General features: G+C 71.9%; 25 protein-coding genes. 14 read left to right on the top strand and 11 right to left on the bottom strand.

Going from position 1 to position 26,910, the window contains the following annotated elements; translation table 11 throughout:
- Positions 1-213 precede the first annotated feature (213 nt).
- The 5 genes from AC3DEV_RS16465 to AC3DEV_RS16445 form a co-directional block, all read right to left on the bottom strand.
- Positions 214-1,383, bottom strand: a complete 1,170-nt coding sequence (locus tag AC3DEV_RS16465) for an acyl-CoA dehydrogenase family protein (RefSeq protein WP_067712247.1) — start codon at positions 1,381-1,383, stop codon at positions 214-216.
- A gap of 198 nt (positions 1,384-1,581) precedes the next feature.
- Positions 1,582-2,094, bottom strand: coding sequence for a 5-(carboxyamino)imidazole ribonucleotide mutase (purE, locus tag AC3DEV_RS16460; RefSeq protein WP_096905890.1), 513 nt, complete (start codon positions 2,092-2,094; stop codon positions 1,582-1,584).
- Positions 2,095-2,142: 48 nt separating this feature from the next.
- Positions 2,143-3,429 (bottom strand): 5-(carboxyamino)imidazole ribonucleotide synthase, encoded by a 1,287-nt coding sequence (locus AC3DEV_RS16455; protein ID WP_472981235.1) that lies wholly within the window; start codon positions 3,427-3,429, stop codon positions 2,143-2,145.
- A gap of 22 nt (positions 3,430-3,451) precedes the next feature.
- Positions 3,452-4,015, bottom strand: coding sequence for a PH domain-containing protein (locus tag AC3DEV_RS16450; RefSeq protein ID WP_096905892.1), 564 nt, complete (start codon positions 4,013-4,015; stop codon positions 3,452-3,454).
- Between the two features lie 3 nt (positions 4,016-4,018).
- Positions 4,019-4,927 carry a biotin--[acetyl-CoA-carboxylase] ligase gene (locus AC3DEV_RS16445; protein WP_488372777.1) on the bottom strand — a complete coding sequence of 303 codons (909 nt, stop codon included), beginning with the start codon at positions 4,925-4,927 and terminating at the stop codon, positions 4,019-4,021.
- Between the two features lie 77 nt (positions 4,928-5,004).
- On the opposite strand from AC3DEV_RS16445, the gene AC3DEV_RS16440 reads away from it, so the two are divergent.
- From AC3DEV_RS16440 to AC3DEV_RS16420, 5 genes are all read left to right on the top strand, one after another.
- Positions 5,005-6,654 (top strand): acyl-CoA carboxylase subunit beta, encoded by a 1,650-nt coding sequence (locus tag AC3DEV_RS16440; RefSeq protein WP_119191963.1) that lies wholly within the window; start codon positions 5,005-5,007, stop codon positions 6,652-6,654.
- Positions 6,651-6,899 (top strand): acyl-CoA carboxylase subunit epsilon, encoded by a 249-nt coding sequence (locus tag AC3DEV_RS16435; protein ID WP_096905894.1) that lies wholly within the window; start codon positions 6,651-6,653, stop codon positions 6,897-6,899. The genes AC3DEV_RS16440 and AC3DEV_RS16435 overlap by 4 nt, the downstream gene beginning before the upstream one ends.
- Positions 6,900-7,079: 180 nt before the next feature.
- Entirely contained in the window at positions 7,080-7,532 is a 453-nt protein-coding gene (locus AC3DEV_RS16430) for a cupin domain-containing protein (protein ID WP_254050501.1), read from the top strand.
- Between the two features lie 22 nt (positions 7,533-7,554).
- Positions 7,555-8,235 carry a Maf family protein gene (locus AC3DEV_RS16425; protein ID WP_096905895.1) on the top strand — a complete coding sequence of 227 codons (681 nt, stop codon included), beginning with the start codon at positions 7,555-7,557 and terminating at the stop codon, positions 8,233-8,235.
- Between the two features lie 208 nt (positions 8,236-8,443).
- On the top strand, positions 8,444-10,231 hold the full coding sequence (locus AC3DEV_RS16420) for an acetyl/propionyl/methylcrotonyl-CoA carboxylase subunit alpha (RefSeq protein WP_067712221.1): 1,788 nt from the start codon (positions 8,444-8,446) through the stop codon (positions 10,229-10,231).
- Between the two features lie 270 nt (positions 10,232-10,501).
- Here the strand turns inward: AC3DEV_RS16420 and AC3DEV_RS16415 are convergent, their stop codons facing one another.
- Positions 10,502-12,277, bottom strand: a complete 1,776-nt coding sequence (locus tag AC3DEV_RS16415) for a glycerol-3-phosphate dehydrogenase/oxidase (RefSeq protein ID WP_067712218.1) — start codon at positions 12,275-12,277, stop codon at positions 10,502-10,504.
- Between the two features lie 101 nt (positions 12,278-12,378).
- Here AC3DEV_RS16415 and glpK point away from each other — a divergent pair, with 101 nt between their 5' ends.
- Positions 12,379-13,938: a glycerol kinase GlpK gene (glpK, locus tag AC3DEV_RS16410; RefSeq protein WP_488372776.1), complete on the top strand. Its 1,560-nt coding sequence runs from the start codon at positions 12,379-12,381 to the stop codon at positions 13,936-13,938.
- 57 nt (positions 13,939-13,995) lie between these two features.
- Here glpK and AC3DEV_RS16405 read toward each other — a convergent pair whose 3' ends face one another.
- The 4 genes from AC3DEV_RS16405 to AC3DEV_RS16390 form a co-directional block, all read right to left on the bottom strand.
- The gene (locus AC3DEV_RS16405) at positions 13,996-15,102 is read right to left on the bottom strand and encodes an ABC transporter ATP-binding protein (protein WP_069389187.1); all 1,107 of its coding nucleotides are present in this window, start codon (positions 15,100-15,102) and stop codon (positions 13,996-13,998) included.
- On the bottom strand, positions 15,099-16,646 hold the full coding sequence (locus AC3DEV_RS16400; protein WP_488372775.1) for an ABC transporter permease: 1,548 nt from the start codon (positions 16,644-16,646) through the stop codon (positions 15,099-15,101). Before AC3DEV_RS16400 ends, AC3DEV_RS16405 begins: the two co-directional genes overlap by 4 nt.
- 64 nt (positions 16,647-16,710) lie before the next feature.
- On the bottom strand, positions 16,711-17,730 hold the full coding sequence (locus AC3DEV_RS16395) for an iron ABC transporter substrate-binding protein (protein WP_488372774.1): 1,020 nt from the start codon (positions 17,728-17,730) through the stop codon (positions 16,711-16,713).
- 138 nt (positions 17,731-17,868) lie between these two features.
- Positions 17,869-19,275, bottom strand: coding sequence for an NAD(P)H-quinone dehydrogenase (locus tag AC3DEV_RS16390; protein ID WP_069389277.1), 1,407 nt, complete (start codon positions 19,273-19,275; stop codon positions 17,869-17,871).
- A 150-nt stretch (positions 19,276-19,425) separates the two neighbouring features.
- Here AC3DEV_RS16390 and AC3DEV_RS16385 point away from each other — a divergent pair, with 150 nt between their 5' ends.
- The 3 genes from AC3DEV_RS16385 to AC3DEV_RS16375 are packed head-to-tail and all read left to right on the top strand — an operon-like array spanning position 19,426 to position 22,318.
- Positions 19,426-19,959, top strand: coding sequence for a gamma-glutamylcyclotransferase family protein (locus AC3DEV_RS16385; RefSeq protein ID WP_069389279.1), 534 nt, complete (start codon positions 19,426-19,428; stop codon positions 19,957-19,959).
- Positions 19,960-19,964: 5 nt separating this feature from the next.
- The gene (locus AC3DEV_RS16380; RefSeq protein WP_488372773.1) at positions 19,965-20,798 is read left to right on the top strand and encodes a purine-nucleoside phosphorylase; all 834 of its coding nucleotides are present in this window, start codon (positions 19,965-19,967) and stop codon (positions 20,796-20,798) included.
- Between the two features lie 11 nt (positions 20,799-20,809).
- Positions 20,810-22,318, top strand: a complete 1,509-nt coding sequence (locus tag AC3DEV_RS16375; protein ID WP_488372772.1) for a phospho-sugar mutase — start codon at positions 20,810-20,812, stop codon at positions 22,316-22,318.
- 52 nt (positions 22,319-22,370) lie between these two features.
- Here AC3DEV_RS16375 and upp read toward each other — a convergent pair whose 3' ends face one another.
- The gene (gene upp / locus AC3DEV_RS16370) at positions 22,371-22,994 is read right to left on the bottom strand and encodes a uracil phosphoribosyltransferase (RefSeq protein WP_069388394.1); all 624 of its coding nucleotides are present in this window, start codon (positions 22,992-22,994) and stop codon (positions 22,371-22,373) included.
- Positions 22,995-23,106: 112 nt separating this feature from the next.
- Between upp and AC3DEV_RS16365 the strand changes: the two genes are divergently transcribed.
- The 5 genes from AC3DEV_RS16365 (at position 23,107) to AC3DEV_RS16345 (ending at position 26,789) form a co-directional block, all read left to right on the top strand.
- Complete coding sequence (locus tag AC3DEV_RS16365; protein ID WP_472981241.1) at positions 23,107-23,445, top strand: type VII secretion target; 339 nt, start codon at positions 23,107-23,109, stop codon at positions 23,443-23,445.
- 4 nt (positions 23,446-23,449) lie between these two features.
- A complete protein-coding gene (locus tag AC3DEV_RS16360; protein WP_488372771.1) occupies positions 23,450-24,547 on the top strand; it encodes a C40 family peptidase in 1,098 nt (365 codons plus the stop codon).
- 12 nt (positions 24,548-24,559) lie between these two features.
- The gene (locus AC3DEV_RS16355) at positions 24,560-25,969 is read left to right on the top strand and encodes a recombinase family protein (protein WP_488372770.1); all 1,410 of its coding nucleotides are present in this window, start codon (positions 24,560-24,562) and stop codon (positions 25,967-25,969) included.
- Complete coding sequence (locus tag AC3DEV_RS16350) at positions 25,962-26,474, top strand: hypothetical protein (protein ID WP_488372769.1); 513 nt, start codon at positions 25,962-25,964, stop codon at positions 26,472-26,474. Before AC3DEV_RS16355 ends, AC3DEV_RS16350 begins: the two co-directional genes overlap by 8 nt.
- Positions 26,475-26,579: 105 nt before the next feature.
- On the top strand, positions 26,580-26,789 hold the full coding sequence (locus AC3DEV_RS16345; RefSeq protein ID WP_182638435.1) for a hypothetical protein: 210 nt from the start codon (positions 26,580-26,582) through the stop codon (positions 26,787-26,789).
- The last annotated feature ends 121 nt before the right edge of the window (positions 26,790-26,910 follow it).

Genomic DNA, 26,910 nt, shown 5'->3' with positions numbered 1-26,910 from the left:
CGACATACTCAAGCGCCAACCGCCGCCTCTCCTCAACGCTGCGCTCGCGTGATGGAACAACCACCGTCATCTCGACACCCTCCCGCCAGCGCCCATCGCCGACTCACAACCAGCCTGAGCCACAGGGCGCTCCCCTGATGCGGGTAGCAGATTCGGAATCGGAGTAGCGGATTCGTGGAGCGTGTGCCGGTCAGCGGGCCCGCGGCACGGCCATCAGGCGAGGAGCTGGCGAGCCATGACCATGCGGTTGATCTGGTTGGTGCCCTCGTAGATCTGGGTAATCTTGGCGTCGCGCATCATGCGCTCGACCGGGAAGTCACGCGTGTACCCGGCGCCGCCGAACAGCTGCACGACGTTGGTGGTGACCTCCATCGCGACATCCGAGGCGAAGGTCTTGGAGGCGGCGGCCATGAAGCCCAGCTTCTCGCCACCGGGCGCGGAGCCGCGCTCGGCGTTGGCGGCGGCCGTGTAGACCATCAGGCGCGAGGCCTGCACCTTCATCGCCATGTCGGCCAGCATGAACTGCGTGTTCTGGAAGTCCGAGATCGCGCGGCCGAACTGCTTGCGCTCCTTGGTGTAGGCGATCGCCGCGTCCAGGGCGCCCTGCGCGATACCGACGGCCTGCGCGCCGATGGTCGGGCGGGTGTGGTCGAGGGTCTGCAGGGCGGTCTTGAAGCCGGTGCCCGGCGCGCCGATGATCCGGTCGCCCGGGATGCGGACGTCCTCGAAGTACAGCTCCGCGGTGGGCGAACCCTTGATGCCGAGCTTCTTCTCGGTCTTGGACACGCCGAAACCCTCGTCGTCGGCGTGGACCATGAACGCGGAGATCCCGCCGGCACCCTTCTCGGGGTCCGTCACGGCCATGACGGTGTACCAGGTCGACTTGCCGCCGTTGGTGATCCACGCCTTGCTGCCGTTGAGGATCCAGTCGTCGCCGTCCTGGCGGGCGCGGGTGCGCATGGCCGCCGCGTCGGAGCCGGCCTCACGCTCGGACAGCGCGTAGGAGGCCATCTTGCCCTCGGCGATCTCGGGAAGGACCTTCTGCTTGAGCTCCTCGCCACCGGCCAGGATCAGGCCCATGGTGCCGAGCTTGTTGACGGCGGGGATCAGCGAGGACGAACCACAGACGCGGGCGACCTCCTCGATCACGATGCAGGCCGCCACGGAGTCCGCGCCCTGCCCGCCGTACTCCTCCGGCACGTGGACCGCGTTGAAGCCCGAGGCGTTGAGCGCGTCGAGGGCCTCCTGGGGGAACCGCTCGTCCTCGTCGACGGCCGCGGCGTGGGGCTCGATCTCCTTCTCCGACAGGGCTCGGATCGCGGCCCGGAGCTCTTCGTGCTCCTCCGCCGGGCGGTACAGGTCGAAGTCGGGGTTACCGGACATATGCGGGCCTCCATGAGGGATTCGTCGGTGCTGATCGCGCGGCGGGCGCCGGCCAGGTTCTCGCGGAGGGGTCGCTGACGCTCGTCGGCCGCCATTATCGCCGCGGGAGACGCGAGGCCGCGTCCGGCCCTTCAAATTACCAGCCGGAAGTCGGCCCCCGTCGGCGCCGTCGGCCCCGCCGCGCCCCCGCGGTGGCGATCAGCCGAGCAGTTGGCGGCGCAGGGCCTCGTCCTTGCGCTCGACCATCGCCTCCAGCTCGGTCTGGAACGCCTCCATTCGTTCGCGCAGGGCGGGGTCGGAGGCGGCGAGGATCCGCACCGCGAGCAGACCCGCGTTCCGCGCCCCGCCGATCGACACGGTGGCCACCGGGACACCGGCGGGCATCTGCACGATCGACAGCAGGGAATCCATGCCGTCCAGGTGCTTGAGCGGCACGGGGACACCGATGACCGGCAGCGGCGTGGCCGAGGCGACCATCCCCGGGAGGTGCGCGGCGCCGCCCGCACCCGCGATCACCACGCGGACGCCCCGGCCGGCCGCCGAACGGGCGTAGTCGAGCATCTTCTGCGGGGTGCGGTGTGCCGAGACCACCCCGACCTCGAAGGTGATCCCGAACTCCGCGAGCGCCTCCGCCGCGGCCTCCATGGTGGGCCAGTCGGAGTCGCTGCCCATGATCAGACCGACCTGCGGCCCGTCCTGTCGCTCGGTCATCTCGTCGCCTTTCGTCGGTGTGGTGCGCTCAGCGTTCCGGTGGTGCACTCAGCGTTCGAAGTCCCCGACGGCAGCCCCCGTGTGGGGGTCCCAGCCGTCGGCCCACTGCGCGTGGGAGAGCCAGTGGGCCGCGAGTTCCGCGACCGCGCGGACGGAGGCCACCTGGTCCGCGTCGTCCGGGTCGACGCCCGGGTCGGCCAGGACGTTGACGTGGCCGATCTTGCGGCCGTGCCGCTCGGACTTGCCGTAGAGGTGCACCTTCGCATGCGGGAACCGGGCGGCGAGGTGGTGGACGCGCTCGTCCATGCTCATCTCCGGCGTCTCGGGAGCGCCGAGGACGTTGGCCATCACGGTGAGGGGCGCGGTCGGGACGGTGGAGCCGAGCGGGTAGTCGAGTACCGCCCGCAGGTGCTGCTCGAACTGACTGGTGGTGGCCCCGTCCATCGTCCAGTGGCCGGAGTTGTGGGGTCGCATCGCTAGCTCGTTGACGAGCACTCCCGGGCGACCGTCCGAGCCGATCACCTCGAACAGTTCCACGGCCATCACGCCGGTCACGTCGAGGTGCTCGGCCAGTCGCAACGCGGTGGCCTGCACGGCCGAGCGCAGGTCGTCGGGCAGCCCGGGGGCGGGCGCGATCGCCACCGAGCAGATCCCGTCGCGCTGGACGGTCTCGACGACCGGCCACACCGCCCCCTGCCCGAACGGGGACCGGGCCACCATCGCGGACAGCTCCCGGGTCCACGGGACGCGGGCCTCTGCCATCATCGGCACCCCGGCGGCGAGCTGCTCGTCGGCGATCCGCTCGGCCTCCTCCAGCGAGCCCGGCATCCACACGCCCCGACCGTCGTACCCGCCCCGCGCGGCCTTGAGGACGATGTTCCCGTCCTGTTCGTCGTGGAAACGTCGGACGTCGTCGAGCGAGTCCACGCCGGTGAACGGCGGGACAGGGGCGCCGATCTCCGCGAGCGCGCGCCGCATGACCAGCTTGTCCTGGGCGTGGATGAGCGCGGACGCGCGGGGACGGACGGCGACCCCGGCGGATTCCAGCTCGAGCAGGATCTGCGGGGGCACGTGCTCGTGGTCGAAGGTCATCACGTCGGCGCCCTCCGCGGCGGCGCGGACGGCGTCGGGATCATCGTGCGCGCCGATCACCACATCCGGCGTGACCTGGGCGGCCGGGTCCTGCGGGTCGGCGGCGAGCACGCGCAGCGTCTGGCCGAGGGCGACGGCCGCCTGGTGGGTCATGCGGGCAAGTTGTCCTCCGCCGATCATCGCCACGACGGGCGTGCCGAGGGGATTGCGGCGGATGCGCGAGTCGTCGTTCACGTCGCCCATGGTCTCACGCGGGGCGGGGTCGTCACCGCCGCCCCGGGAGCCCCCAGCGGAACCGTGGCGCCGCGGCGACCGGAGCGGGCGGGGGCGGGGGTGGCAGTCGCATGAGCTCGTCGTAGACGGCGGCGTGGACGCGGGCGACCTCCGGGACGTGGTCGATCTCCACCGGCGGCAGGTGACCGAGCTCGAGGATCAGGCATCCCGTGCCCAGGGCGCGGTCGGTGAGGGTGTGGCGGAACCTGACGGCGCTGATCCTGCGCAGCGGCACGTCCACGCACCTCCGCGAGGACCCGGCCGGCCGGTAGAGCACCCTCTCGTCGGTGACCACCAGGTCGGTCCGCGTCCACCGGGTCAGGGGCCAGAGTCCGAACCGGAGAACTACCAGGGCGTACAGCACCGCGACCATGGCCCAGGTCGCCGTACGGTCCCCGGCGTGGACCACCTGTACCTCGATGAAGCCGCCGGCGATCCCCGCGAGACCCGCCCCGACCACCGTGACCAGCGCCGGGCGGACGAGGGCGCGCCAGTGCGGGTGGGTGTGGACGATGAGCGTCTCCCCCGGCGCGAGGACCGATCGGATGAAACCCACGGCTCAGCCGCCCCACCGACCGCCGACGCCACGGACGTGGGTGACGTCGCCGGCGGCGACGGCGAACTCACCGTCGGGGTCGACGACGACGAGGCGGCCGTCGCGGTCGACCCTGTCCGCGCGCCCGGTCCGCACGACGTCCCCGGGTAGTTCGACCCTCACCTCGGCGCCGACGGTGGAGCAGGCCTCGGTGTAGGTCGTCATGAGCAGGTCCGAGACGGTCGATCCGCTCCCGCGCTCGCACTTGCGCCACTGGCGGTGGCGCAGAGCCAGCGCCTCCAGGACGGCGCGGGCCACGCCGTCCCGGTCACCGGACCCGCCGGCCAGCGCCAGCGAGGTGGCGTGGGGCACCGGCAGCTGCTCGCGGGTGAGTGAGACGTTGATGCCGACCCCCACCACCACGGCCGGCAGCCGGACGGGGAAGTCCCCGCCGCCCGGGACGGTGGTCATCTCGGCGAGGATGCCGGCGATCTTGCGCCCGTCCACCAGGACGTCGTTGGGCCACTTGAGCGTCGCGTCCACGCCACCGGCCTCGCGCAGCCCGTCCCTCACCGCGAGACCGGTGACGAGGGGCAGCCATCCGAAGAGGGTCGGCGAGATCGCTCCGGGGCGCAACAGGACGCTCACGGCGACCTGCGTGCGCGGCGGGGCGGTCCACACGCGACCGAGGCGACCGCGGCCGGACGCCTGGTGCTCGGCCAGCAACACGCTGCGGTCGGGGGCACCCCCGGCCGCGCGGGAGATCAACTCGGCGTTCGTCGACCCGATGTCGTCGACGACGTCGAGTGACGAGTACGGCGCGTCCGGGCCCTCCACCAGAGCGCGACGGAGCGCGTCGGCGTCCAACCTGGGCGGGATCTCGGTACCTGGATCTGCGTGCACGACCCCCAGCGTATGTCGCCGCTCGGACATCGGGCGGGGTCGCCGCCGGGGGATGTACGCCGGGTCACGTCGCCACGGAGGCGGGTCACTGGTTAGAGTCTTGCAACATGACGACTGCCTCAGAACCGGACGTGAGCGCCGACGTCCAGACGGACGCTGCGACCCCCGACATCCACACGACCGCCGGGAAGCTGTCCGAGCTGCGTCGGCGCCTCGACGAGGCCCGGGCCCCGATGGGGCAGGCCGCGGTGGACAAAACACACGACAAGGGCCTGATGACGGCCCGCGAGCGCATCGAGAACCTTCTCGACCCGGGCTCGTTCGTCGAGATCGACGCCCTGGCCCGCCACCGGGCCACGACGTTCGGTCTCGCCGAGCGCCGGCCGCTGGGCGACGGTGTCATCACCGGCTACGGCACGATCGACGGCCGGAGCGTCTGCGTCTTCTCGCAGGACGCCACCGTCTTCGGCGGGTCGCTGGGCGAGGTCTACGGCGAGAAGATCGTCAAGGTCATGGATCTGGCCCTCAAGACCGGCCGTCCGATGATCGGCATCAACCACGGCGCCGGCGCCCGGATCCAGGAGGGCGTCGTCTCGCTCGGCCTGTACGGCGAGATCTTCCACCGCAACGTCCTCTCGTCGGGTGTCATCCCGCAGGTCTCCCTGATCATGGGCCCGTCGGCCGGCGGCCACGTCTACTCCCCCGCGCTGACCGACTTCACCGTGATGGTCGACAAGACGTCGCAGATGTTCGTGACGGGCCCCGACGTCATCAAGACCGTCACCGGCGAGGAGGTCTCGCAGGAGGAACTCGGCGGCGCCACCACGCACATGACCAAGTCGGGCGTGTCCCACTACACCGCCAGTGACGAGCAGGACGCCCTGGACTTCGTCAAGGACCTGCTCTCCTACCTCCCGAGCAACAACCGTGCCGAGGCCCCGCGGTTCCCGTTCCCCGTCGCCGAGGGTGCGATCGAGGACAACCTCACGCTCGAGGACCACGATCTCGACACGATCATCCCCGACTCCTCCAACAGCCCGTACGACATGCACGAGGTCATCTCGCACATCGTCGACGACGGCGAGTTCCTGGAGATCCAGGGCCAGTACGCGATGAACGTCATCGTCGGTTACGGCCGTATCGAGGGCCGCAGCGTGGGCGTGGTCGCCAACCAGCCCACCCAGTTCGCCGGCTGCCTGGACATCAAGGCCTCCGAGAAGGCCGCCCGCTTCGTCCGTACCTGCGACGCGTTCAACATCCCCATCCTCACGCTGGTCGACGTGCCGGGCTTCCTGCCCGGGACCGGCCAGGAGTTCGACGGGATCATCCGCCGCGGCGCCAAGCTGCTCTACGCCTACGGTGAGGCCACCGTCGGCAAGGTCACCGTCATCACCCGCAAGGCCTACGGTGGCGCGTACGACGTCATGGGCTCCAAGCACATGGGCGCCGACATCAACCTCGCGTGGCCGACCGCAGAGATCGCCGTCATGGGCGCCTCCGGAGCCGTCGGCTTCGTCTACCGCGACCAGCTCAAGCAGGCCGCGGCCAACGGCGAGGACGTCGACGCACTCCGGCTCAAGCTCCAGGCCGAGTACGAGGACACCCTCGTCAACCCGTACGTCGCCGCCGAGCGTGGCTACGTCGACGCGGTCATCCCGCCCTCGCACACCCGCCTGCAGGTCGCCCAGGCACTGCGGCTGCTCGACCGCAAGGTCGTCGAGGTGCCGGCCAAGAAGCACGGGAACATCCCGCTGTGACCGGCGAGCAGCAGCAGGACCCCGCCGGGCAGCCGGAGAAGCCGTTCTTCGAGATCGTGGGCGGCAACCCCACTCCCACGGAGGTGGGCATCCTGTCCGCGGTCTTCGCGACCGCGCAGGGGAACGCCGCCCACGCGAGTGAGCACGACACCGGCGTCAGGGATGACTGGGGATCCTACGAGGACCGCCTGCGTCCGCCGTTCGGATACAGCCCGAGCTCGTTCCTCAACCGCCGCCAGTACTGAGCGCAGAGGACGGGCCGCACCACGAGCCGCCCCCGTCCCCGTCCCCCACGCGTGCCGATGCACGCGCTGGAGCACGGGCACGGGGGCGGCTGTGTCGTATCAGGGCTGCTGCGTCGGATCAGTAGGGTGGTGGCACCGCCGCCGGACCGGTCGGCGGGCAGTTCTCGAGGAGGACCGTCGATGTCCGAGGAAGCCACCTCCGCCGGGCGGGAGGCCACGTCTCCCGGGCGGGACGCCGGGGCATCCGGCGGTCCCACCCGCGACCCCGTGGCCGAGGATCGCGATCACGGCCGTCGTGCCGGCACCGACGAGGGCACCGCCACGCACCACACCGACGTCATCGGGAGGGCGGCGCCGTCCGCCACCCGCCCCGGGGCCACGGTCGTCCACCAGGACGAGACCGCCAAGATCGTCGCGTTCGAGTTCGACGAGGGCCAGGAGATGCCCGACCACGCCGCGTTCCACCCCATCCTGATCCAGCTGCTGCGGGGACGCGTGGAGTTCGGCCTGCCGGACCGCACACTCGAACTGCGCACCGGCGAAATCCTCCACCTCACCGCCAAGCTCCGGCACCGGGTCCGGGCACTCGAACCCACCACGCTGACCATCACGATGCTGCTGCCGCGGTCCTGACCCGGTGGCTACGCTGAGGCCCATGATCGCGCTCGTCCTCGCCTCCGCCTCCCCGTCCCGACTGCGGATCCTCGAGCAGGCGGGGGTGGACCCGCTCATCCGCCACCCTCAGGTCGACGAGGACGCCCTGCAGGCCGCCCTGCCGCCGGGAACCCCGCACGTGCGGGTCGTGGAGGAACTGGCCCGCGCCAAGGCGGAAGACGTCCTGCAGCGCGAGGGCGAGTCTCTCGCGGCCGAGGCGAGGTCGGCCGGTGCCGACACACTCGTGGTGGTCGGGTGCGACTCGATGCTGTTGGTCGACGGCCACCTCGAGGGCAAACCCCACACCTACGAGCGCGCCATGGAGCGCTGGCGGAGGATGCGCGGGCGTCACGGGGTGCTGCTCACCGGCCACGCGCTGATCGTGGCCGATCTCACCGGCGACGACCCCCTCGCCGTCACCTACTCCGAGACCGACACGTCCGACACCACGGTGCACTTCGGCGCACCGTCCGACGCCGACCTCGACGTGTACCTGCGCACCGGGGAGCCGCTCGAGTGCGCGGGCGCGTTCACGATCGAGTCACTCGGGGGCTGGTTCATCGACCGGATCGAGGGCGACCCGTCGAGCGTGATCGGGCTCAGCCTGCCACTGCTGCGACGACTCCTCGAGGGTGCCGGAATCAACGCCCACCGCGTCTGGCGACCCGAGCTCCGGACGTGAATCCACCCGGGTTTCCCCACCCGGGGACGTGACCGGCCCAACAACTTCGCAGGTCAGGCCGCCCGGCGCCCGGCGGGCCCGCCCCCGCGGGCCAGCCCTTGGACCCCCAACACCACACATGAGGGGGGCCTCTCATTAGACTGCGGAAGAACTCGGTGGGCCCCACGGCCGATCGACAGTAGAGACGTTTACCTCCAGGAGGCCCTGAGTGCCCAGTCATGCCAGCTCTCACATCACCAAGGTCCTCGTCGCCAACCGCGGCGAGATCGCCGTCCGTGTGATCCGTGCGGCGAAGGACGCCGGCCTGGCCAGCGTGGCCGTATACGCCGAGCCCGACGCCGACGCACTGTTCGTCAAGCTGGCCGACGAGGCCTTCGCTCTGGGAGGCACCACCTCCGCGGAGTCGTACCTGGTCTTCGACAAGATCCTCGACGCCGCCGCCAAGTCCGGCGCGGACGCCATCCATCCCGGCTACGGCTTCCTGTCCGAGAACGCCGACTTCGCGCAGGCCGTCATCGACGCAGGCCTGATCTGGATCGGCCCCCCGCCGCAGGCGATCCGGGACCTCGGCGACAAGGTCACCGCCCGCCACATCGCCGAGCGGGCCAACGCCCCCATGGCCGCCGGCACCAAGGACCCCGTCGCGGGTGCCGACGAGGTCGTGAAGTTCGCCGAGCAGTACGGCCTGCCCATCGCAATCAAGGCCGCCTTCGGCGGTGGCGGTCGCGGTATGAAGGTCGCCCACAGGATGGAGGAGGTCGCCGAGCTCTTCGAGTCGGCCACCCGTGAGGCCGTCGCCGCGTTCGGTCGCGGCGAGTGCTTCGTCGAGCAGTACCTCGACAAGGCCCGCCACGTCGAGGCCCAGGTCCTCGCCGACCAGCACGGCAACGTCATCGTCGCCGGCACCCGCGACTGCACCCTGCAGCGCCGCTTCCAGAAACTCGTCGAGGAGGCCCCCGCGCCGTTCCTCACCGACGACCAGCGCAAGCGGATCCACGACTCCGCCAAGGCCATCTGCAAGGAGGCCGGCTACTACGGCGCCGGCACCGTCGAGTACATGGTCCAGGGCGACACGATCTCCTTCCTCGAGGTCAACACCCGCCTCCAGGTGGAGCACCCGGTCACCGAGGAGACCGCGGGCATCGACCTCGTCCTGCAGCAGTTCAAGATCGCCGAGGGCGAGGTGCTCGAGTTCACCGAGGACCCCGCCCCGCGTGGCCACGCCTTCGAGTTCCGCATCAACGGCGAGGACGCGGGTCGCGGCTTCCTGCCCGCCCCCGGCACCATCACCGGTTACCACGAGCCCACCGGCCCGGGCGTGCGCATGGACTCGGGCGTCGAGCAGGGTGACACGATCGGCGGCCAGTTCGACTCCATGCTCGCCAAGCTGATCGTGTGGGGCGAGGACCGCGACCAGGCACTCGCCCGCTCGGCCCGCGCCCTGGCCGAGTACAAGATCGAGGGCATGGCCACGGTCCTGCCGTTCCACCAGCACATCGTCACCAACCCGGCATACGTCGGTGACGGCAAGAGCTTCGACATCTACACCAAGTGGATCGAGGAGGAGTGGGACAACCCGATCGAGCCGTGGTCGCCCACCGGTGCGCCGGCCGACGACGACGAGCCCGTCGAGCGCAAGAAGGTCGTCGTCGAGGTGGACGGACGTCGCGTCGAGGTCTCCCTGCCCGGTGACCTGGCCTTCGGCGGCTCCCATGCCGGCGGCACGGTCCGCCGCAAGGCCAAGTCCCGCACCCGTGGTGGCGCCGCCGGTGCGGCCGCGTCCGGGGACGCCGTGTCGGCTCCGATGCAGGGCACGGTCGTGAAGGTCGCCGTCGAGGAGGGCCAGGAGGTCTCCGCCGGCGACCTGGTGGCCGTGCTCGAGGCCATGAAGATGGAGAACCCGGTCACCGCGCACAAGGACGGCGTCATCACCGACCTCGCCGTCGATGCCGGCGCCGCCGTGACCCAGGGAACGGTCCTCTGCGAGATCAAGTGACCTCGTGACGTAGTGGGCGTTCTCGCGCCCACCACGTGCCGAATCCCTGGCGCATCTGCGTCGAACTCGAATCCGCCCCTCGGATCTCGATCTCCGCCCCGGCCCCCGGGAGCGAGTCGAGATGCGAGGGGCGGATTCGTCGTCAGGGAGTCCGGACGCGGCCGGGCCACTCCACCCGCGGGCGGGCCACCCGGCCGGCCTGCGCGGACGCGGCCGGGCCACTCCAACCGCGGCCGGGCCACCCGGCCGGCCCGCCCGCACGGGGCCGGGTCAGCCGGTCGAGCTGTCGACCACGGGCTGGGCGCTGGCGGGATCGAAGGTCGCGTCCGCGAGGAACTCCCGGACCTCGGGCACACGCCGGAGGAATCCGTCCGCCTCGTCGTCGGACTCCGCCACCTGGCTCGCTTCTTCGGCGGCGACCCGCCGCTCGAACAGCTCCACCTCCCTGGCGATGCGGTCGTCGTCCCAGCCGAGAACGCCCGCCATCAACTCGGCGACCTCGCGGGCGCAGTCGACGCCACCGTGCTGGTACTCCATGGAGATCCGGGTGCGTCGCACGAGGACGTCCTCGAGGTGCAGGGCGGCCTCCGCGAGGGCGGCGTGCACGATCTCCACGCGCAGGTAGCGCTCGGCTCCCCGGACGGGATCGAGGAGGTCGGGCCTGTCGGCGGCGAGCTCGAGGACGTACTCGGCGAGCGTCCCGTACCGCCCGAGGAGATGCTGCATCTGGTCGTCGCGGATCTCGTACTGGTCGGCGATCCGGTCGGCGCGGTTGACCATCCCGGGGTAGCCGTCGGCGCCCAGCAGCGGGATCCGGTCGGTCGTCGACGGCGGCACCTCGGCGGCCCGCTCCCCCAGTTCCGCCACGGCGGCGTCCACCGCGTCGGCGGCCATCACGCGGTAGGTCGTGTACTTGCCGCCCGCCACGACCACCGCGCCGGGGGCCACGGTCATCACGGCGTGTTCGCGGGAGAGCTTGGCGGTGGAGTCGGCGCCGCCGGAGAGCAGCGGGCGCAGGCCGGCGTACACGCCGCGGACGTCCTCGCGCCGGATCGGGGTGGTGAGCACCGAGTTGACGTGGCCGAGGATGTAGTCGATGTCCGCGCCGGTGGCCGCCGGGTGGGCGAGGTCGAGCTGCCAGTCGGTGTCGGTGGTGCCGATGATCCAGTACTCGCCCCACGGGATGACGAACAGCACGGACTTCTCGGTGCGCAGGATGAGCGCGGCCTCGGAGTCCACCTTGTCGCGGTCCACCACGATGTGCACGCCCTTGGACGCCCGCACGGTGAAGCCGCCCTCCTCGCCGAGCATCTTCTGCAGCTGGTCGGTCCACACCCCGGCGGCGTTGAGCACGGCCCCGGCCCGGACGTCGGTCTCGCGACCGGTCTCGGCGTCACGCACCCGCACGCCGGTGACCCGGTCGCCGTCCCGCAGGTAGCCGATCACCTGGGTGGAGTTGGCCACGACCGCCCCGTGGTGAGCGGCGGTGCGCGCCAGGGTGAGAGTGTGGCGGGCGTCGTCGACGAGGGTGTCCCAGTAACGGATCCCGCCCACGACGGCGTCCTCGCGCAGCCCCGGGGCCACCCGGCGCGCTCCCGCGCGGCTGTAGTGCTTCTGCGGCGGGACGCTCTTGGAGCCGCCCATCAGGTCGTAGAGCACGAATCCTGCGGCCATGTAGGGGCGTTCCCAGAACCGACGGGTGAGCGGGAAGAGGAACTTCAGCGGCGTGACCAGGTGCGGGGCCAGGCGCGTCATGCTGAGTTCGCGCTCGTGGAGGGCTTCGGCCACCAGGCCGAAATCGAGCTGCTCGAGGTAGCGCAACCCGCCGTGGAACATCTTCGAACTGCGGGAGGACGTGCCGGCGGCGAAGTCGCGGGCCTCGACGAGCGCCACGTTCAGCCCCCTGGTGGCCGCGTCGAGCGCGCTGCCGGTGCCCACCACACCGCCGCCCACGATCACGATGTCGAAGGTGTCCTCCGACAATCTGCGCCAGGCCTCGGCGCGGCGGTCGGGGCCGAGGACCGATCGGGACCTGGTCGTGGGCATGGGCGCTCCCTCCGGGGCCGTGCGCGGGTTCCGGCCCGTCGCCGACGACTCTACGCGCGAGGCGGACGTGTCCACGCGAACGCGGACGTAGTCTTGGCCGTGTGACTCGCAGCTCCTACATCCTCGCGATCGACCAGGGCACCACCTCGACACGGGCGATCCTCTTCGACGACCGGGGCATGCCGGTGCCCGCGGCGACGGCGCAGGTCGAGCACCGGCAGATCCTGCCGAGGGCGGGCTGGGTCGAGCACGACCCGCTGGAGATCTGGCAGAACGTCCGCGCCGCCATGGCCCAGGTCGCGAGCAGCGTGGACCTCGAACCGGCGGCGGTGACCGCCATCGGCATCACCAACCAGCGCGAGACGGTGGTGGTGTGGGACCGGGAGACCGGCGATCCGGTCTACAACGCGATCGTGTGGCAGGACACCCGCACCTCCGGCATCTGCGCACGGCTGTCCGAGGCCCACCCGGACGGCGACGACCGGTTCCGCGCCGCCACCGGCCTGCCCCTGTCGACGTACTTCGCCGGCCCCAAGATCCGGTGGATCCTCGAGCACCTGGACGAGCGGGGCGAACGCGGGACCGAGCGGGCCGAGGCCGGGGAACTGCTGGCGGGGACCATCGACTCGTGGTTGGTGTGGAACCTCACGGGTGGGCGCCGGGGTGGCGACGACGGCGAGGCGGCCCTCCACGTCACGGATGTCACCAACGCGTCGCGGACCCTGCTCATGGATCTGCGGTCCCTGGAGTGGGGTGACGAGCTGTGCCGTGAGGTCGGCGTCCCCCGGGCGATGCTGCCGCGGATCGTCCCCTCCTCCGGCGTGCTGGGGCACGTGACGACACGGCGGATGTTCGGCGGCACGCCCATCGCCGGGATCCTCGGCGATCAGCAGGCCGCGATGTTCGGGCAGACCTGCTTCGAGCCGGGCGAGGCCAAGAACACCTACGGCACGGGCGCGTTCCTGCTGCTCAATACGGGCACGACGCCGCAGTTCAGCGAGAACGGTCTGCTCACCACCGTCTGCTACCAACTGGGCAATGCGGATCCCGTGTACGCCCTGGAGGGCTCGGTGGCGGTTGCCGGGTCGCTGGTGCAGTGGCTGCGCGACAACCTCGGGGTGATCTCCACCGCCGACGAGACCGAGGACCTCGCGACGTCATTGGAGGACAACGGCGACTGCTACCTGGTGCCGGCGTTCTCCGGGCTGCTCGCCCCGCGGTGGCGGCCGGACGCCCGCGGCGTGATGGTGGGCCTGACCCGCTTCCACACCCGGGCGCACCTGGCGCGGGCCGCGCTCGAGGCGACGGCCTTCCAGAGTCGCGAGATGGCCGCCGCGATGGTCGCCGACGCCGGGGAGTCCGCCGATTCGCTGCGGGTGGACGGTGGGATGGTGGTCAACGACTTCCTCATGCAGTTCCAGGCCGACATCCTCGGGGTGGACGTGATCCGGCCGGAGGTCACCGAGACCACCGCACTGGGTGCCGCGTTCGCCGCCGGGCTGGCGGTGGGTCAGTGGGACTCCCCCGACCGGCTCCGTGAGCTGTGGAGGGAGGACTGCCGCTGGACGCCGCAGATGCCCGAGGAGGAACGTCAGCGGTTGATCAACCGGTGGGACGAGGCGGTCGAGCGGACGCTGGGCTGGGCGGACGTCGAGGGCTGACCCGGCGGCGACCGGTGCGATGGGCACGCTCGGTCGGCGGGTGCGGTCGACGGGGTGTCAGACGGCGTGGAAGACCGCCGGCCGCAGCGGACGCACGGCCAGTCGGGAGCCCGTCCCGACGCGCTGACCCGTCGGTACCGGCACGGCGCAGATCTGGTCGGTGCCGTCGAATCGCATCCGCACCAGGGTCCGGGCACCCCCGAACTCGACGGCGGTGCACACGGCGTGACCCCGGATCTCCTCGTCGTCGTACCCGTCGTCGTACCCGACCTCGTGCCCGGCGGCCCCGACACCGCGCACCTCCAGGCTCTCGGGGCGCCACAGGACGGTCCCCCGTCCCTCGGCGGGCGAGTCCAGCGGCACGGTGCCGAGAACCGTCTCCGCGGTCGCGCCGGTCGCCGTGGCCGGCAGGGCGACGGTCTCGCCGGAGAGGTCGGCGACCCCGCGGCTGACCGGATGGTGGTAAAGCCGCTCGGGGGTGTCGACCTGGGCGAGCTCGCCGTCGATGAGGACCGCGACGCGGTCAGCCGTCGCCATCGCCTCGGAACGGTCGTGCGTGACGAGGATGGAGGTGGCCCCGGCCTCGGCGAGCAACGCCGCGACCTCCGCTCTCACCGCTCCGCGCAGGGCCGCGTCGAGCGCGCTGAAGGGCTCGTCGAGCAGGATCAGCCCGGCGCCGGGGGCGAGTGCCCGCGCGAGCGCCACCCGCTGCTGCTGACCGCCCGACAGCTGCGACGGCCGGTCACCCGCCCGGTCCGCCAGCCTGACCAGGTCGAGCACCTCGCGGACCCGCTCGGCACGCTCGGCGCGGCCGCGCCACCTCGCCAGGGGGCCAGGCGGCACCAGGCCGAACCCCACGTTGTGCGCCACGTCCAGGTGGGGGAACAGCGCGCCCTGCTGGGGGACCAGCCCGATCCCGCGCCGCTGGGCACTGAGCCGGTCGATGCGGCGGCCGTCCAGCAGGATCCGGCCGGACGACACCGGGTGCAGGCCCGCGATCATGCGCAGCATCGTGGTCTTCCCCGATCCGGAGGCGCCCAGGACCGCCACCGATTCTCCCGCCTCCACCCGGAGGGAGACGCCACGGACGACCGGGGAGCCGTCGTAGCCGCCCGAGACGGAGTCGAGTTCGAGTACCCCGCCGGGGCTGGGCTTCCAGGTCATGTCGCGCTCCGTTCGGTCTCGCTCGCCCGGCCCGAGGCCGCGGTCGCCGTGCCCGGGTCGCGTCGGCCGCCCGCGCCCCAGCCGAACGACCTACTCAGCACGAACGCGGGGATGACGGCCACGACGACCAACATGGCGGCGTAGGGGGCCGCCTGCGAGTAGGCCGCCACCTCGGTGTGCGACCACATCGCGGTGGCGAGGGTCTCCGTGCCGGTGGGCCGCAACAACAACGTGGCGGGCAGTTCCTTGGCCACGCTGAGGAACACGAGGCTCGCGCCCGCGAGGATCCCCGGCATCGCCAGTGGCGCGACCACCCGGGCGAATGTGCGCAGACGCCCGGAGCCCAGGCCGGCCGAGACGTCCTCGAGGCTCACCGGGATGGCGCTGACCGACGAGCGCACCACTCCCACCGCGAGCGGCAGGAACAGCACCACGTAGGCGAACACCAGCATCGGTGTCTGCTGGTAGAGCCCCGGCACCAGCCGGATCCCCACGAACACCACCGCGAGGCCCACCGTGATGCCCGGGAGCGCGAAACCGACCTGCGCGACGGTCTCGGTGGCCCGCGCGACGAGCCCGTCCGAGCGCGCCGCGAGGATCCCGATCGGCAGCGCCAGCACGATGGTGGCCAGCGCCGCCACGGCCGAGACCCCGGCGGTGGTGCCTGCGGCCTGGAACACCGGCGCCCACGAGACGTCCACGCTCGCCGCCGCGCGCACCCACCGGGCGAGGCCGACGAGTGGGCCGAACACCCCGCCCGCGAGGATGACGGCGACGACGACGAGGGCGAGCCCCTTCAGGCGACCCAGCGGTAGCCGGGTGGGCGCCGAGTCCACCCCGGCGCCGACCCTCGCGACCTCGCCGCGTCGGGCCCGCCGCTCCCCGACCATCACGACCAGGGCCAACGCGATGAGGACGCACGCCAGGACGGCCGCCGGGACGCGGTCGAACGCCGCCCGGTAGGAGTGGTAGATGCCCAGCGTGAACGCCTCGTAGCGGAGCATCGCGACCGCACCGAAGTCGGACAGCGTGTACAGCGCCACCAGGAGCCCGCCCGCGGCGACCGCCGGTCGGATCTGTCGGAATGTCACCCCGAACACGGCACGGGTGGTGCCGTGCCCGAGGGTGCGCGCGACCTCCTCGAGTCCCGGGTCCACCCGCCGGAGGGCGGCGGAGGCGGGGAGGAACACGTACGGGTAGCAGGAGATGGTGAGCACCGCGACGGCCCCCGGCAACCCGAGGACCTCCGGGAAGTCGGCCACCCAGAGGTAGCCGAGGACATACGACGGCGTGGCCAGCGGAACGCACAGGAGCGCACCGATGACCGGGGCCCCCGGTAGGTCGGTGCGGACCACGAGCCACGCCATCCCCACCCCGACGATCACGCTGGCGGTGGTGACCAACACGACCAGCACGACGGTGTTGCCGAGGAGGGTCAGCGTCCGACCGGAGCCGAGCACCTCGGCGGCGGACGCCGGGCCCCGTTCGCCCGCCCGGATGACCAGGTAGACCAGCGGGATGAGCGTCGCCGCACACGCCAGCACGGCGGCCGCCCCGAGGAGGGGCCGGCCGCCGCGCAGTCGCGTCAGCAGGTCGATGTCCGGTCCGTCAGATCATGCCGACGCGGGCGAGCATGGCCTGCGTCTGCTCGAGACCGTCCAGCTGACCGAGGTCGATGTCCGGGCCGCCGAGCGTGTCCAGCGGTGGGAGGCCGGCCGCGTCCGTGGCGATCCCCGGGACCACGGGGTACTCGCTGGTCTCCTCGACGAAGTACGTCTGGGCCGGCTCGGCCAGGAGTGCCTCGACGACGCGGCGGGCGTCGTCGGGGCGGTCCGTGGAGGCGAGGATCGCGACGCCCGCCACGTTGACCAGCGCACCCGGATCACCCTGCGCCATGTACTTCACGCGGGCGCGCATGTTCTCCGCGCCCCTCTCCGCGGCCGAGTTGTACCAGTAGTAGTGGTTGGTCAGCCCGAGTTCGACCGTGCCCGCGTCGACGGCCTGCAGGAGCGCGTTGTTGTTCTCGAAGGTCTGCGGGTCGTTGGCGAGGAAGTCCCGCAGCCACTGCTCGGCGGCCTCGTCGCCCCGGTCCACCCGCAGCGCCGTGACGAAGGACTGGAACGATGCATTGGTGGGCGCGTAGCCCACGCGCCCCTTCCACTCGGGAGCCAGGACCGCGTCGATGGTGTCGGGCACCTCGGCCTCGTCCAGTGTCGCGGAGTCGTAGATCAGGACGCGCGCCCGCAGGCTGGTCGCGACCCAGGTGCCGTCCGCCGCGCGGTATTCCGCGGGGACGACCTCGGTCACGGACTCGTCGAGCTGCTGCAGCAGGCCCGCGTTGTCGAGGGCACCGAGGGCCCCGGCGTCCTGCGAGAAGAACACGTCCGCGGGGCTGGCCTCCCCCTCCTCCGCGATCTGCGCCGCCATCTCGGGGGTGGAGGCGTACCGCACCTCGATGTCCACGCCGGTGGAGTCCGAGATCTGCTCGATCAGCGGGGCCACGAGGCTCTCGCTGCGACCGGAGTAGAGCACCAGCGCGTCCGATTCGTCCGAGTCCGAGGTGCAGGCCGCCAGCCCGAGCACGAGGGATCCGGCGGCGGCCAGGGCTGCAACACGACGCAGCTTCATTGTGGCTCCTTAGCGGTTCCCGACGCCGTGTCGTCGACGTCGACGGAGCTTAGCCTAACCAGAACGGCCCCTCCGGACAGTGCGCAGGGCACGCGACATCGTCTCCATCGCACCGGAAACCGGGGCGCCGGATGCCTGTCAGTCGAGGTCGTCGTGGCGCATGAGCTGGCGCGCCGCCTCGGTGATCGTGCCCGTCATCGACGGGTAGACCGAGAACGAGCCCGCGAGATCGCCCACGGTGAGCTGGTTCCGCACCGCCACCGAGATCGGCAGGATGAGCTCGGAGGCGGTGGGGGCGACGACGACCCCGCCGACCACCACGCCCGACGCCGGGCGACAGAAGAGCTTGACGAACCCGCGGCGCAGGCTGCGCATCTTGGCCCGGGGGTTGCCCGCCAGCGGCATCACCTCGACGCGGGCCGGTACCTCGCCACTCTCGATCTGCGCGTGCGAGATGCCGACGGTGGCGATCTCCGGCCGGGTGAACACGGCCGAGGCCACGGTCTTGAGCTTGATGGGGCTGACGCCCTCGCCGAGCGCGTGGTACATCGCAATGCGGCCCTGCATGGCGGCCACGGAGGCGAGCGGGAACAGGTCGGTGCAGTCGCCGCCGGCGTAGATCCCCGGCGCGGTGGTACGCGAGACGCGGTCGACCTTGATGTGGCCGCTGCGCTGCAACTCGACACCGGCGCTCTCCAGTCCGAGGCCCTCGGTGTTGGGCACGGAACCGACGCAGATGAGGGCGTGGGATCCCTTGACCGTGCGACCGTCCCCGAGGCGGACGATGATGCCGTCCTCGAAGTGCTCGACCGCGTCGGCGCGCGCGTGCTTGACTAGCGAGACGCCCCGCTCACTGAGCGCCTCCTCCAGCACCAGGGCGGCGTCGGCATCCTCGTGCGGCAGCACACGGTCGCGACTGGAGACCATGGTGACCTTGACGCCCATCTCCGTGAACGCCGAGACGAACTCCGCACCGGTGACGCCCGAACCGATCACCACGAGGTGCTTGGGCAGCTCGGTGAGGTCGTAGAGCTGACGCCAGTTGAGGATCCGCTCGCCGTCCGGCTCGGCCCCCGACAGCACCCGGGGACTGGAGCCGGTGGCGATGAGCACCACGTCGGCGTCGAAGATCTTCTCCTGTCCGTCGTCGAACGTCACGGCCACCCGGTGGGAGGCCATGCCGGGCTGGGAGTCGTGCAGACGGGCCCGTCCGGACAGCAGCCGCACGCCCTCACGCTGGAGCTGCGACCGGATGTCCGCGGACTGGGCGCGCGCCAGGGACTTGACCCGGCCGTTGACCTGACCCAGCTTGTAGGCGGTGGGATCGAAGTGCGCCTGGACGCCCATCTCCTCGGCCCGGCGCATGTCCGTGCGCACGCCGGTGGTGGCGATGAACGTCTTGGACGGCACGCAGTCACTCAGGACACAGTTGCCGCCGATGCCGTCGGAGTCGACGATCGTGACGTCCGCACCGTACTGGGCCGCGACCAGCGCGGCCTCGTAGCCGGCGGGGCCGCCGCCGATGATGATGATGCGTTGCGTCACATGTCCTCCACGGCTCACAGGGGTAAGGGCCGGGCGCCGCAGCCCGCTGTGGCGGATCGCGTCACGTCCGCCGTACACGGTAGTCGAACGCCTCGATCGGGGACGCCGGGACATCTGGCCGCCACCGCCGAAGGGGCTAGGGTTGTGGGCGTGCCTCTCTACGCCGCGTACGGGACGAACATGTATCCCGATCAGATGAACACCCGCGCGCCGCACTCGCCCTTCGCGGGGACGGGCTGGCTCGAGGGCTGGCGCCTGACCTTCGCCGGGGACGACCCCACGTGGGAGGGCGCCGTCGCCACCGTCGTCGAGGACCCGGACTCCAGGGTGTTCGTCGTGCTCTACGACGTCCCCGACGAGGACGTCCGCGCCCTCGACCGCTGGGAGGGCACGGATCGGATGCCCGCGCGCAAGATCCGGGTCCGCATCACCCGCCGGCCCACCGTGCCCGACGGTCCCCCGGTCGGCGCGCAGGAGTCCGAGTTCGCCGTGGACATCGCCCCGGCCGGCACCGACGACACTGTCCTCGCGTGGCTGTACGTGATGGACGCCTTCGAGGGAGGCCTGCCGTCCGCGCGCTACCTCGGCCTGCTCGCGGACGCCGCCGAGTGCGCGGGGGCCCCCGAGAAGTACGTCCACGAATTGCGCACCCGCCCGTCGCGCAACGTCGGCCCCGGCGCCTGACGCGGATGGCGCCCCTGCTGACGCCCACCGACGAGGCCCGCACTGCCGCCGCCCGGATCGCCGAACTGAGCGGCCGCGACCACCACGACGTGGCCCTGGTCCTGGGGTCGGGCTGGTCCGATGTCGTGACCGGACTCGCCGACCCGGGCACAGCCGTGACCATCGCCCCCACCGACCTCCCCGGGTTCGCCACCCCCGCCGTCGCCGGGCACCGCGGGACCGTCACCAGTTGCCTGGTCGACGGGGTGCCGCTCCTCTCCGTGGCCGGGCGCACCCACCTCTACGAGGGCCGGGGAACCGGACCCGTCGTGCACCCCGCCCACGTGGCCGCGGCCGCCGGAGCGGGGGTGCTCGTGCTCACCAACGCCGCCGGCGGGCTGCGGGACGGCATGACCGTCGGCGACCTCGTCCTCATCCGCGACCACCTCAACCTCACCGGGCGCTCGCCGCTCACCGGGCCGCTGTTCGTGGACATGGTCGACGCCTACTCCCCCCGCCTGCGCGCGGCGGCCGCCGACGCGATGGCCGCGGTGGACGCGGCCCGCCCCTCCGAGGGCGTCTACGCCGCGATGCCCGGCCCCCAGTACGAGACCCCGGCCGAGATCCACATGCTGCGCACCCTCGGCGCGGACCTGGTGGGAATGTCGACGGTGCCCGAGACCATCACGGCCCGCGGGCTGGGCCTCGACGTGGTCGCGGTGTCGCTCGTGACCAACCTCGCCGCCGGCGTCACCGGGCAGCCGCTGGACCACGCCGAGGTGCTGGCCGCCGGGGCCGCCGGGTCGGCCCGCCTCACCGGGGCCCTGCGCGCCCTCGTCCCCGCCGTCGCCCGCTGCTGAGGGGCACACCCGTGACCGCGCCCGTTCCCGATCCCGCACCGCTGGCCTTCGGCACCGCGGGCGTCCGCGCTCCCCTGGGGCCGGGGCCCGACCGGATGAACGACGAGACGGTCACCCTCGTGGCCACGGCCGTCGCCCGGTACCTGCGGGAACATGAACCACCCGGCTCGACGGTCATCGTGGGCGGGGACGCCCGGCACGGGTCGGCCCGATTCGTCGACCTCGTGGCTGCGGTGCTGGCGGCGCACGACCTCGTCGTCGTCGTCCCCGGCGCGCCCGTCCCCACCCCGGTGGTGGCCGCGGCGGTCCGCGCGCGCGGCGCGGCGGCCGGGCTCGTGGTGACCGCGTCCCACAACCCCGCGAGCGACAACGGCATCAAGGTCTACGGACGCGGCGGCGCGCAGATCGTGCCGCCGACCGACTCCCGGATCGAGCGGCACCTGCACGCCGCAGCGCGGGAGGGGGTCGCGGTCCCCACGGCCGTGCCCGGATCGGTGCGGGTGGACCCCGTGCTCGTCGACGACTACGTGGCCTCCGTCGTCACTGCCCTGCCACGGCCCGCCCGGCCGCCCCGCGTGGCACTGACCCCCGTCCACGGGGTCGGAGGCGATCTCTGCCGCCGCGTCCTGGCCGGGATCGGCGTGCACGACGTGAAGCTGGTGGCCGAGCAGGCGGACCCGGACCCGGACTTCCCCACCGTCGCCTCCCCGAACCCCGAACGGCCCGGGACGACCGCGCGACTGCTGGAGTTGGCGGCGCGGATCGACGCCGACGTCGCGATCGCGCTCGACCCGGACGCCGACCGGTGCGCCGTGGGGTTCGCCGACCCGGACGGGCGGTGGCGGATGCTCGACGGCGACGAGACGGGCGCGGTACTCGCCGACCATCTGCTGCGCTCGCCGCTGCCGGGGTCGACCGCGGGCGACGAGCTCGGTGTCCCGGTCGTCGCGTCGACGATCGTCTCCTCGCGGTTGCCGTCGCTGCTGGTCCCGGCGCGCGGCGGTCGGCACGTGGAGACGCTGACCGGGTTCAAGTGGCTCGTGCGGGCCGGCGAGCCGCTGCGGTACGCCTACGAGGAGGCCATCGGGCACTGCGTCCTGCCGGACGTCGTGGCCGACAAGGACGGGATCTCGGCGGCCGCGGTGTGGTGCGCGATGGTCGGATCCGGCGGACCGACGGTCGGCGCGCGACTCGACGCACTGGCCACGGAGTTCGGCGCGCACCTCCGGCGCAATGTGTCGCTGCCCCTGGCGGCCGACGCGGACCCGGCGGCGGCGCTGACGCGGGCGGCAGGGCTTCTCACCACCGTCGGCGAGGTCCGACCGCTGGAGGGGACCGCCGGCATCCGCGTGGACTCGGATGGTGCCCGCGCCGTGGTGCGGCCCTCGGGCACGGAGCCGCTGCTCAAGACGTACGTCGAGGCGTGGACCCCGCCCGGGCCCTCGGCGTCGGACCGCCGCGACGCCACAGGCCGGCTCGCGCGGCTCGGTGATGCGGTCGCAGACGCGGTGGGCGGCTAGCGCTCAGCGCTAGCCGGTGGGCGGTTGGCGGTGGTCGGTTGGCGGTTGCCGGCTACCGGGGCCCGAAGAGACGGTCGCCCGCGTCGCCGAGGCCGGGGACGATGAAGGCGTTCTCGTCGAGGCGCTCGTCGATCGTCGCGGTGACCAGCGTCGCGGCCAGCCCGGAGGCGCGCACCGCCTCGATCCCCTCCGGCGCACACAGGACGCACACCACGGTGACCCCGGTCGCGCCGCGCGCCGCGAGCGTCTCCAGCGTCGACACCAGCGACCCGCCCGTCGCGAGCATCGGGTCCAGGACCACGACGTGACGTCCGGCCAGGTCCTCGGGCAGCGAGCACAGGTACGACACCGGCTGGTGGCTCTCCTCGTCGCGCGCGAGGCCGATGAACCCGACCTGCGCGCCCGGCATCAGACGGGTGGCCGGATCCAACAGGCCCAGGCCCGCCCGCAGCACCGGCACCACGAGCGGCACGCCGTCCACCGCGACCGCGGTCGTGTCCGTGATCGGGGTGCTCACGGTGACCTCGGTGGTCGGTACCGACCGGAAGGCCTCGTAGCAGAGCATGGTGCCGAGGGCGTCCATCGCGGCGCGGAACCCGGCCGTGTCGGTGGCGGAGTCGCGCAGCGTACGGAGCCGGTCCCCGACCAGCGGGTGATCCACGACGGTGATGTCCATGCCCGTCAGGATTCCATACGGAGGAAATCCCGGATCGGGTGGAACCGGATCGTCTTCTCGACGCGTCGAACCCTGTGACGGGACGAGAGAGAACGACGAGGGGACGCAGGACATGACGGACGGGGCGATCGACGTCCATGTCGACGGTTTACGCGAACTGGGAACGGGGTTGACCACCCTGGCCGACACGCTGGGGGGTGCGCTCGAGGCGGTGGACGGGCTGCCGATCGAGGCGGTGACGCCCGTGGTCGGGCCCGTGGGCGCCGACTTCATGTCCGCGCTCATGGCGGCGACCGCGCGGCACCGCGAGGTGTTGGCCGGGCTCACGCGGGTCACCGACGCCGCCGGGGAGCTCGTGTTGGAGACGGCAAGGCTCTTCGAGGAGTCCGACGCGGCCGGCGCTGCGGCGATCGGCGCCGCCGGGGCCGATCTCACCGGGAAGTGGGTGTGATCCGGTGATCGCCGACGCGCTGGCCTACGCCGGGCCCATCAAACAGATCCTCGATCTGCTGTCCGCGGAGGAGTTCGTCCCGGCGGAGGCGCAGGACATCATGAGGCCGGTCAGTGACGGGCTCGAGGTCGCGCAGCAGCTCGGCCCGCCGCTGGAACGACTGCTGTCGGAGTCGTGGGACTCCCTGGCCTCCCTGGGGGCCGCGCACTCGATCGCCGAGGTCGGCCGGACGATGGGCGCGCTCGGCGAGTCCGCCGCGGAGATCGCGCGGGTCACCGCCGTGGCCGCGGAGATCGTGGTCCGGGGGACTGTCGAGGTGATAGGTATCGTGCAGCAGTTCCTCGCCCGTGCGGCCGCCATGGGGCCGGCCCTCCTCACCCCGCCGGGACAGGCCGGCCTCCTCGGGTTGGCCGCCGAGCACCTCGCGCGTGGGATCCAGGTGGCCGAGCGGGTCCAGGCCGAGCTGAGGGTGCCGACCGCGGAGATGCGGGCCATCGCCGCCGGTATCCCCCCGGCCCCCCGCATGCCGGGCACGGTCGGGGCCGGTTCCGGCACCGGCGGCGCGATCGACGCCACCATGGTCGCCTACACCGAGTCCGGTCCGGGCGCGATCTCCGCTGCGGCCGGAGGCGGCGCGGGCGGCGGCTCGTTTGACGGCGGTTCGTTCGACAGTGGCTCGTCGGGTGTCGCGGCGGAGTCCGCCGCCGGGTCCGGGTCCGTGCCCGGGACGGCGGGATTCGGTGACGCCGGGTCCGGGGTGATCGGCGGCGGCACCGAGGTGACCCTGCCCGACGGCTCGGTCGTCACCGCCCCCAACGAGCAGGCCGCCGGCGCTGTCCGCAACGCGCTCAGTCAGCAGGGTGTGCCGTACGTGTGGGGCGGCACCTCTCCCGGCCAGGGGCTGGACTGCAGTGGTCTGACGCAGTGGGCGTACGGGGACGCCGGCGTGGAGATCCCCCGCCTGGCCCAGGAACAGGGCGTGGGTGTCCAGGTGTCCCCGCAGGACGTCCTGCCCGGCGACCTCCTCGTGTGGGACGGGCACGTCGCCATGTACATCGGCAACGGTCAGATCGTGGAGGACGGTTATTCGTCTAGGTGTTGATACACTAGCACCATGGCAGAACGCCGAGCAATCATTTACACCCGCGTGTCGAACGATCCCACCGGCAACGCCCGGTCGGTCGACTCACAAGAGGCCGAGTGCCGCGCCGTCTGCGCCCGCGAGGGTTGGACCGTCGCTGAGGTCCTGACAGACAACGACATGGGTGCATCCCGCTGGTCCGGTGTGGCCCGCCCCCAGTACGAGCGACTGGCCGACACCCTCACCGCCGGCGACGTGCTCGTCACCTGGGAGGCGAGCCGAGCGCAACGCGACCTCGCCGCGTATGTGGCGCTGCGCGACCTATGCGCCGAGCGGGGCGTGTTGTGGTCCTACAGCGGCCGAACCTACGACCTGACTCGAGGTGATGACCGGTTCGGGACCGGCCTCGACGCGCTCATCGCCGAACGCGAGGCCGACCAGATACGGGAGCGCACCCTGAGGGGGAAGCGTGCCGCCGCCCAGGCAGGCAGGCCCGCAGGCAGGGCACCGTACGGTTACCGTCGCACGTTCGACCCCGACACCGGGACAACAACCGGATGGGCCGTCCACGCCGAGGAAGCTCCGATAGTGCGAGAGGTGGCCCGCCGGTTCCTCGCAGGCGAGACGTTGCGCGGCATTACCGCTGACCTCAACCGGCGCGGGGTGCCCGCCCCGAAGTCTCAGAAGAACGCGCTCGAGCATTGGGTGCCGCGCCGCCTGCGCCTCATCCTCGCGTCACCGACGTATGCCGGACTGCGCCAACACCGCGGGGAGATCATCGGGGCGGCATCCTGGCCGGCGCTCATCGAGGAATCGGACTGGCACCGGATACAGGGCATCCTCGCTGACCCTGCCCGCCGAGTGGGGCCGGGACCGGCCGCCCGGTATCTGTTGTCTGGGATCGCCAGGTGCGGGGTGTGTGGGGCGTCGGTTCGCCACTACTTCCCCAAGTCGGTTGCCTCACCGAAGTACCAGTGTTCGTCCTCGAGGGCGTGCATTGCTCGCCGTGCCCAGCCGATTGACGAACTGGTCACCGGGGTGATTGTGGGCCGCCTCGCCATGCCCGATGCGGTCGACGTGTTCACCGCCCCCGAGGATGGGACCGCCGTGGCGCTCGAGGAACTGCGCGCCCTGCGGGACCGCCTGGACTCATTCGCCGATGCCGCCGCGGCCGGTGAGGTGTCCGCGCCGGCGTTCGCCCGCATCGAGGCCCGCCTACTCCCCCAGATCGCCGATGCTGAACGCCGCGCCACCGCAGGCGCCACAACCCCGGTTGCCGAGCTGGTCACCGCCGACGACGTAAAGGCCGCGTGGGATGCCCTGCCGATTGAGTCCAAGCGCACCGTCGTGCGTTTGCTGCTCGAGGTGACCGTGAACCCGTCCACGGTGGGCACCCGCCGGTTTAATCCCGATGACATCGAACTGAGGTGGCGAGATGAGTGAACGCGCCGGCCGTATCCGCATGGGTGACTGGAAGCGGGAGCACGGCCGCCCCCAGGGCGACACGTCCAAGGCACCGCCGCCGGTCCTGACGATGCGCCGCACCGGTTGCCGGGATCGCCTGGGCCGCGTGTACGTGACCCCCGAGGGTTTCTATCTGCTCACGGACTCATTCAGTGTGACGCCCGAGGATTGGCTACAGCGCCCCGAGAACCGGGGGCCGGACGGTGTGCCGCTCATCGCGGACGGGGTCGCCATGACTGTCGAGAACCTACGCGCCGGCCTGTTCACGGTTCTTGGTGATGCTCGCACGGTGCGAGGGCTGGAACGGCTGCTACCGCTGGATCTGCAAGCGTGGGATACGGGCGCCCGGTTCGAGCTGGGTTGCGAGCACGCCCACGGTTGGATGCGGGTGGATGATCTGCGCGACCGGGTCACCGCGGCCGGTAGGGCTGGCCGGGAGCGCCGTAGGCCACCGGCGTCGGCAGAGTACGTCGACTTGACGTGAACGTCTGGAACATGCTGTAACCTGTACGACAAGAACTAGCGGCGCGATTGCCCAACCACCGAGCGGGTAAGACTCGGAGGACCCTGAAAGAGGGTGCAATCGCCCATGTCCTCAACGGACGTCTACAAGGCACGATCGGCAGTCGCCGTCGCCGCCCGCCGCAAGAACCCCGACCAGCTCGCAGATGCTCGCCGCGAGCTCGCGTGCGCGAACATCACCGCCGCTGTCGAGAAGCACCTCGCCGCCGCCCCGCCGCTCACCGACGACCAGCGGCGCCGTCTGGCCGGGCTGTTCACCGGGGGTGCATCCGCGTGAGCGCAAAAGAGAACGCCCCCGCTGTGAACGAGGGCGCCCCAAACCATCCGACTGCTGACGATTCTACCCCTTCCGAGGCCGCACTGTTCGCCGCTGCCCGCGGGTACTGCGTGATTGTGAC

It is taken from the genome of Dietzia sp. IBK-p2-15D (assembly GCF_057773105.1).
The sequence above is the reverse complement of the archived record's forward strand: the minus strand, read 5'-3'. Positions and strand labels throughout refer to the sequence as shown.

Bases quoted from the DNA above. Each gene is read 5' to 3' on its own strand.
- AC3DEV_RS16465 (WP_067712247.1), bottom strand. From the start codon at position 1,383: ATGTCCGGTAACCCCGACTTCGACCTGTACCGCCCGGCGGAGGAGCAC.
- purE (WP_096905890.1), bottom strand. From the start codon at position 2,094: ATGACCGAGCGACAGGACGGGCCGCAGGTCGGTCTGATCATGGGCAGC.
- AC3DEV_RS16455 (WP_472981235.1), bottom strand. From the start codon at position 3,429: ATGGGCGACGTGAACGACGACTCGCGCATCCGCCGCAATCCCCTCGGC.
- AC3DEV_RS16445 (WP_488372777.1), bottom strand. From the start codon at position 4,927: ATGTCCGAGCGGCGACATACGCTGGGGGTCGTGCACGCAGATCCAGGT.
- AC3DEV_RS16440 (WP_119191963.1), top strand. From the start codon at position 5,005: ATGACGACTGCCTCAGAACCGGACGTGAGCGCCGACGTCCAGACGGAC.
- AC3DEV_RS16430 (WP_254050501.1), top strand. From the start codon at position 7,080: ATGTCCGAGGAAGCCACCTCCGCCGGGCGGGAGGCCACGTCTCCCGGG.
- AC3DEV_RS16425 (WP_096905895.1), top strand. From the start codon at position 7,555: ATGATCGCGCTCGTCCTCGCCTCCGCCTCCCCGTCCCGACTGCGGATC.
- AC3DEV_RS16415 (WP_067712218.1), bottom strand. From the start codon at position 12,277: ATGCCCACGACCAGGTCCCGATCGGTCCTCGGCCCCGACCGCCGCGCC.
- AC3DEV_RS16405 (WP_069389187.1), bottom strand. From the start codon at position 15,102: ATGACCTGGAAGCCCAGCCCCGGCGGGGTACTCGAACTCGACTCCGTC.
- AC3DEV_RS16395 (WP_488372774.1), bottom strand. From the start codon at position 17,730: ATGAAGCTGCGTCGTGTTGCAGCCCTGGCCGCCGCCGGATCCCTCGTG.
- AC3DEV_RS16380 (WP_488372773.1), top strand. From the start codon at position 19,965: ATGGCGCCCCTGCTGACGCCCACCGACGAGGCCCGCACTGCCGCCGCC.
- upp (WP_069388394.1), bottom strand. From the start codon at position 22,994: ATGGACATCACCGTCGTGGATCACCCGCTGGTCGGGGACCGGCTCCGT.
- AC3DEV_RS16365 (WP_472981241.1), top strand. From the start codon at position 23,107: ATGACGGACGGGGCGATCGACGTCCATGTCGACGGTTTACGCGAACTG.
- AC3DEV_RS16355 (WP_488372770.1), top strand. From the start codon at position 24,560: ATGGCAGAACGCCGAGCAATCATTTACACCCGCGTGTCGAACGATCCC.
- AC3DEV_RS16350 (WP_488372769.1), top strand. From the start codon at position 25,962: ATGAGTGAACGCGCCGGCCGTATCCGCATGGGTGACTGGAAGCGGGAG.
- AC3DEV_RS16345 (WP_182638435.1), top strand. From the start codon at position 26,580: ATGTCCTCAACGGACGTCTACAAGGCACGATCGGCAGTCGCCGTCGCC.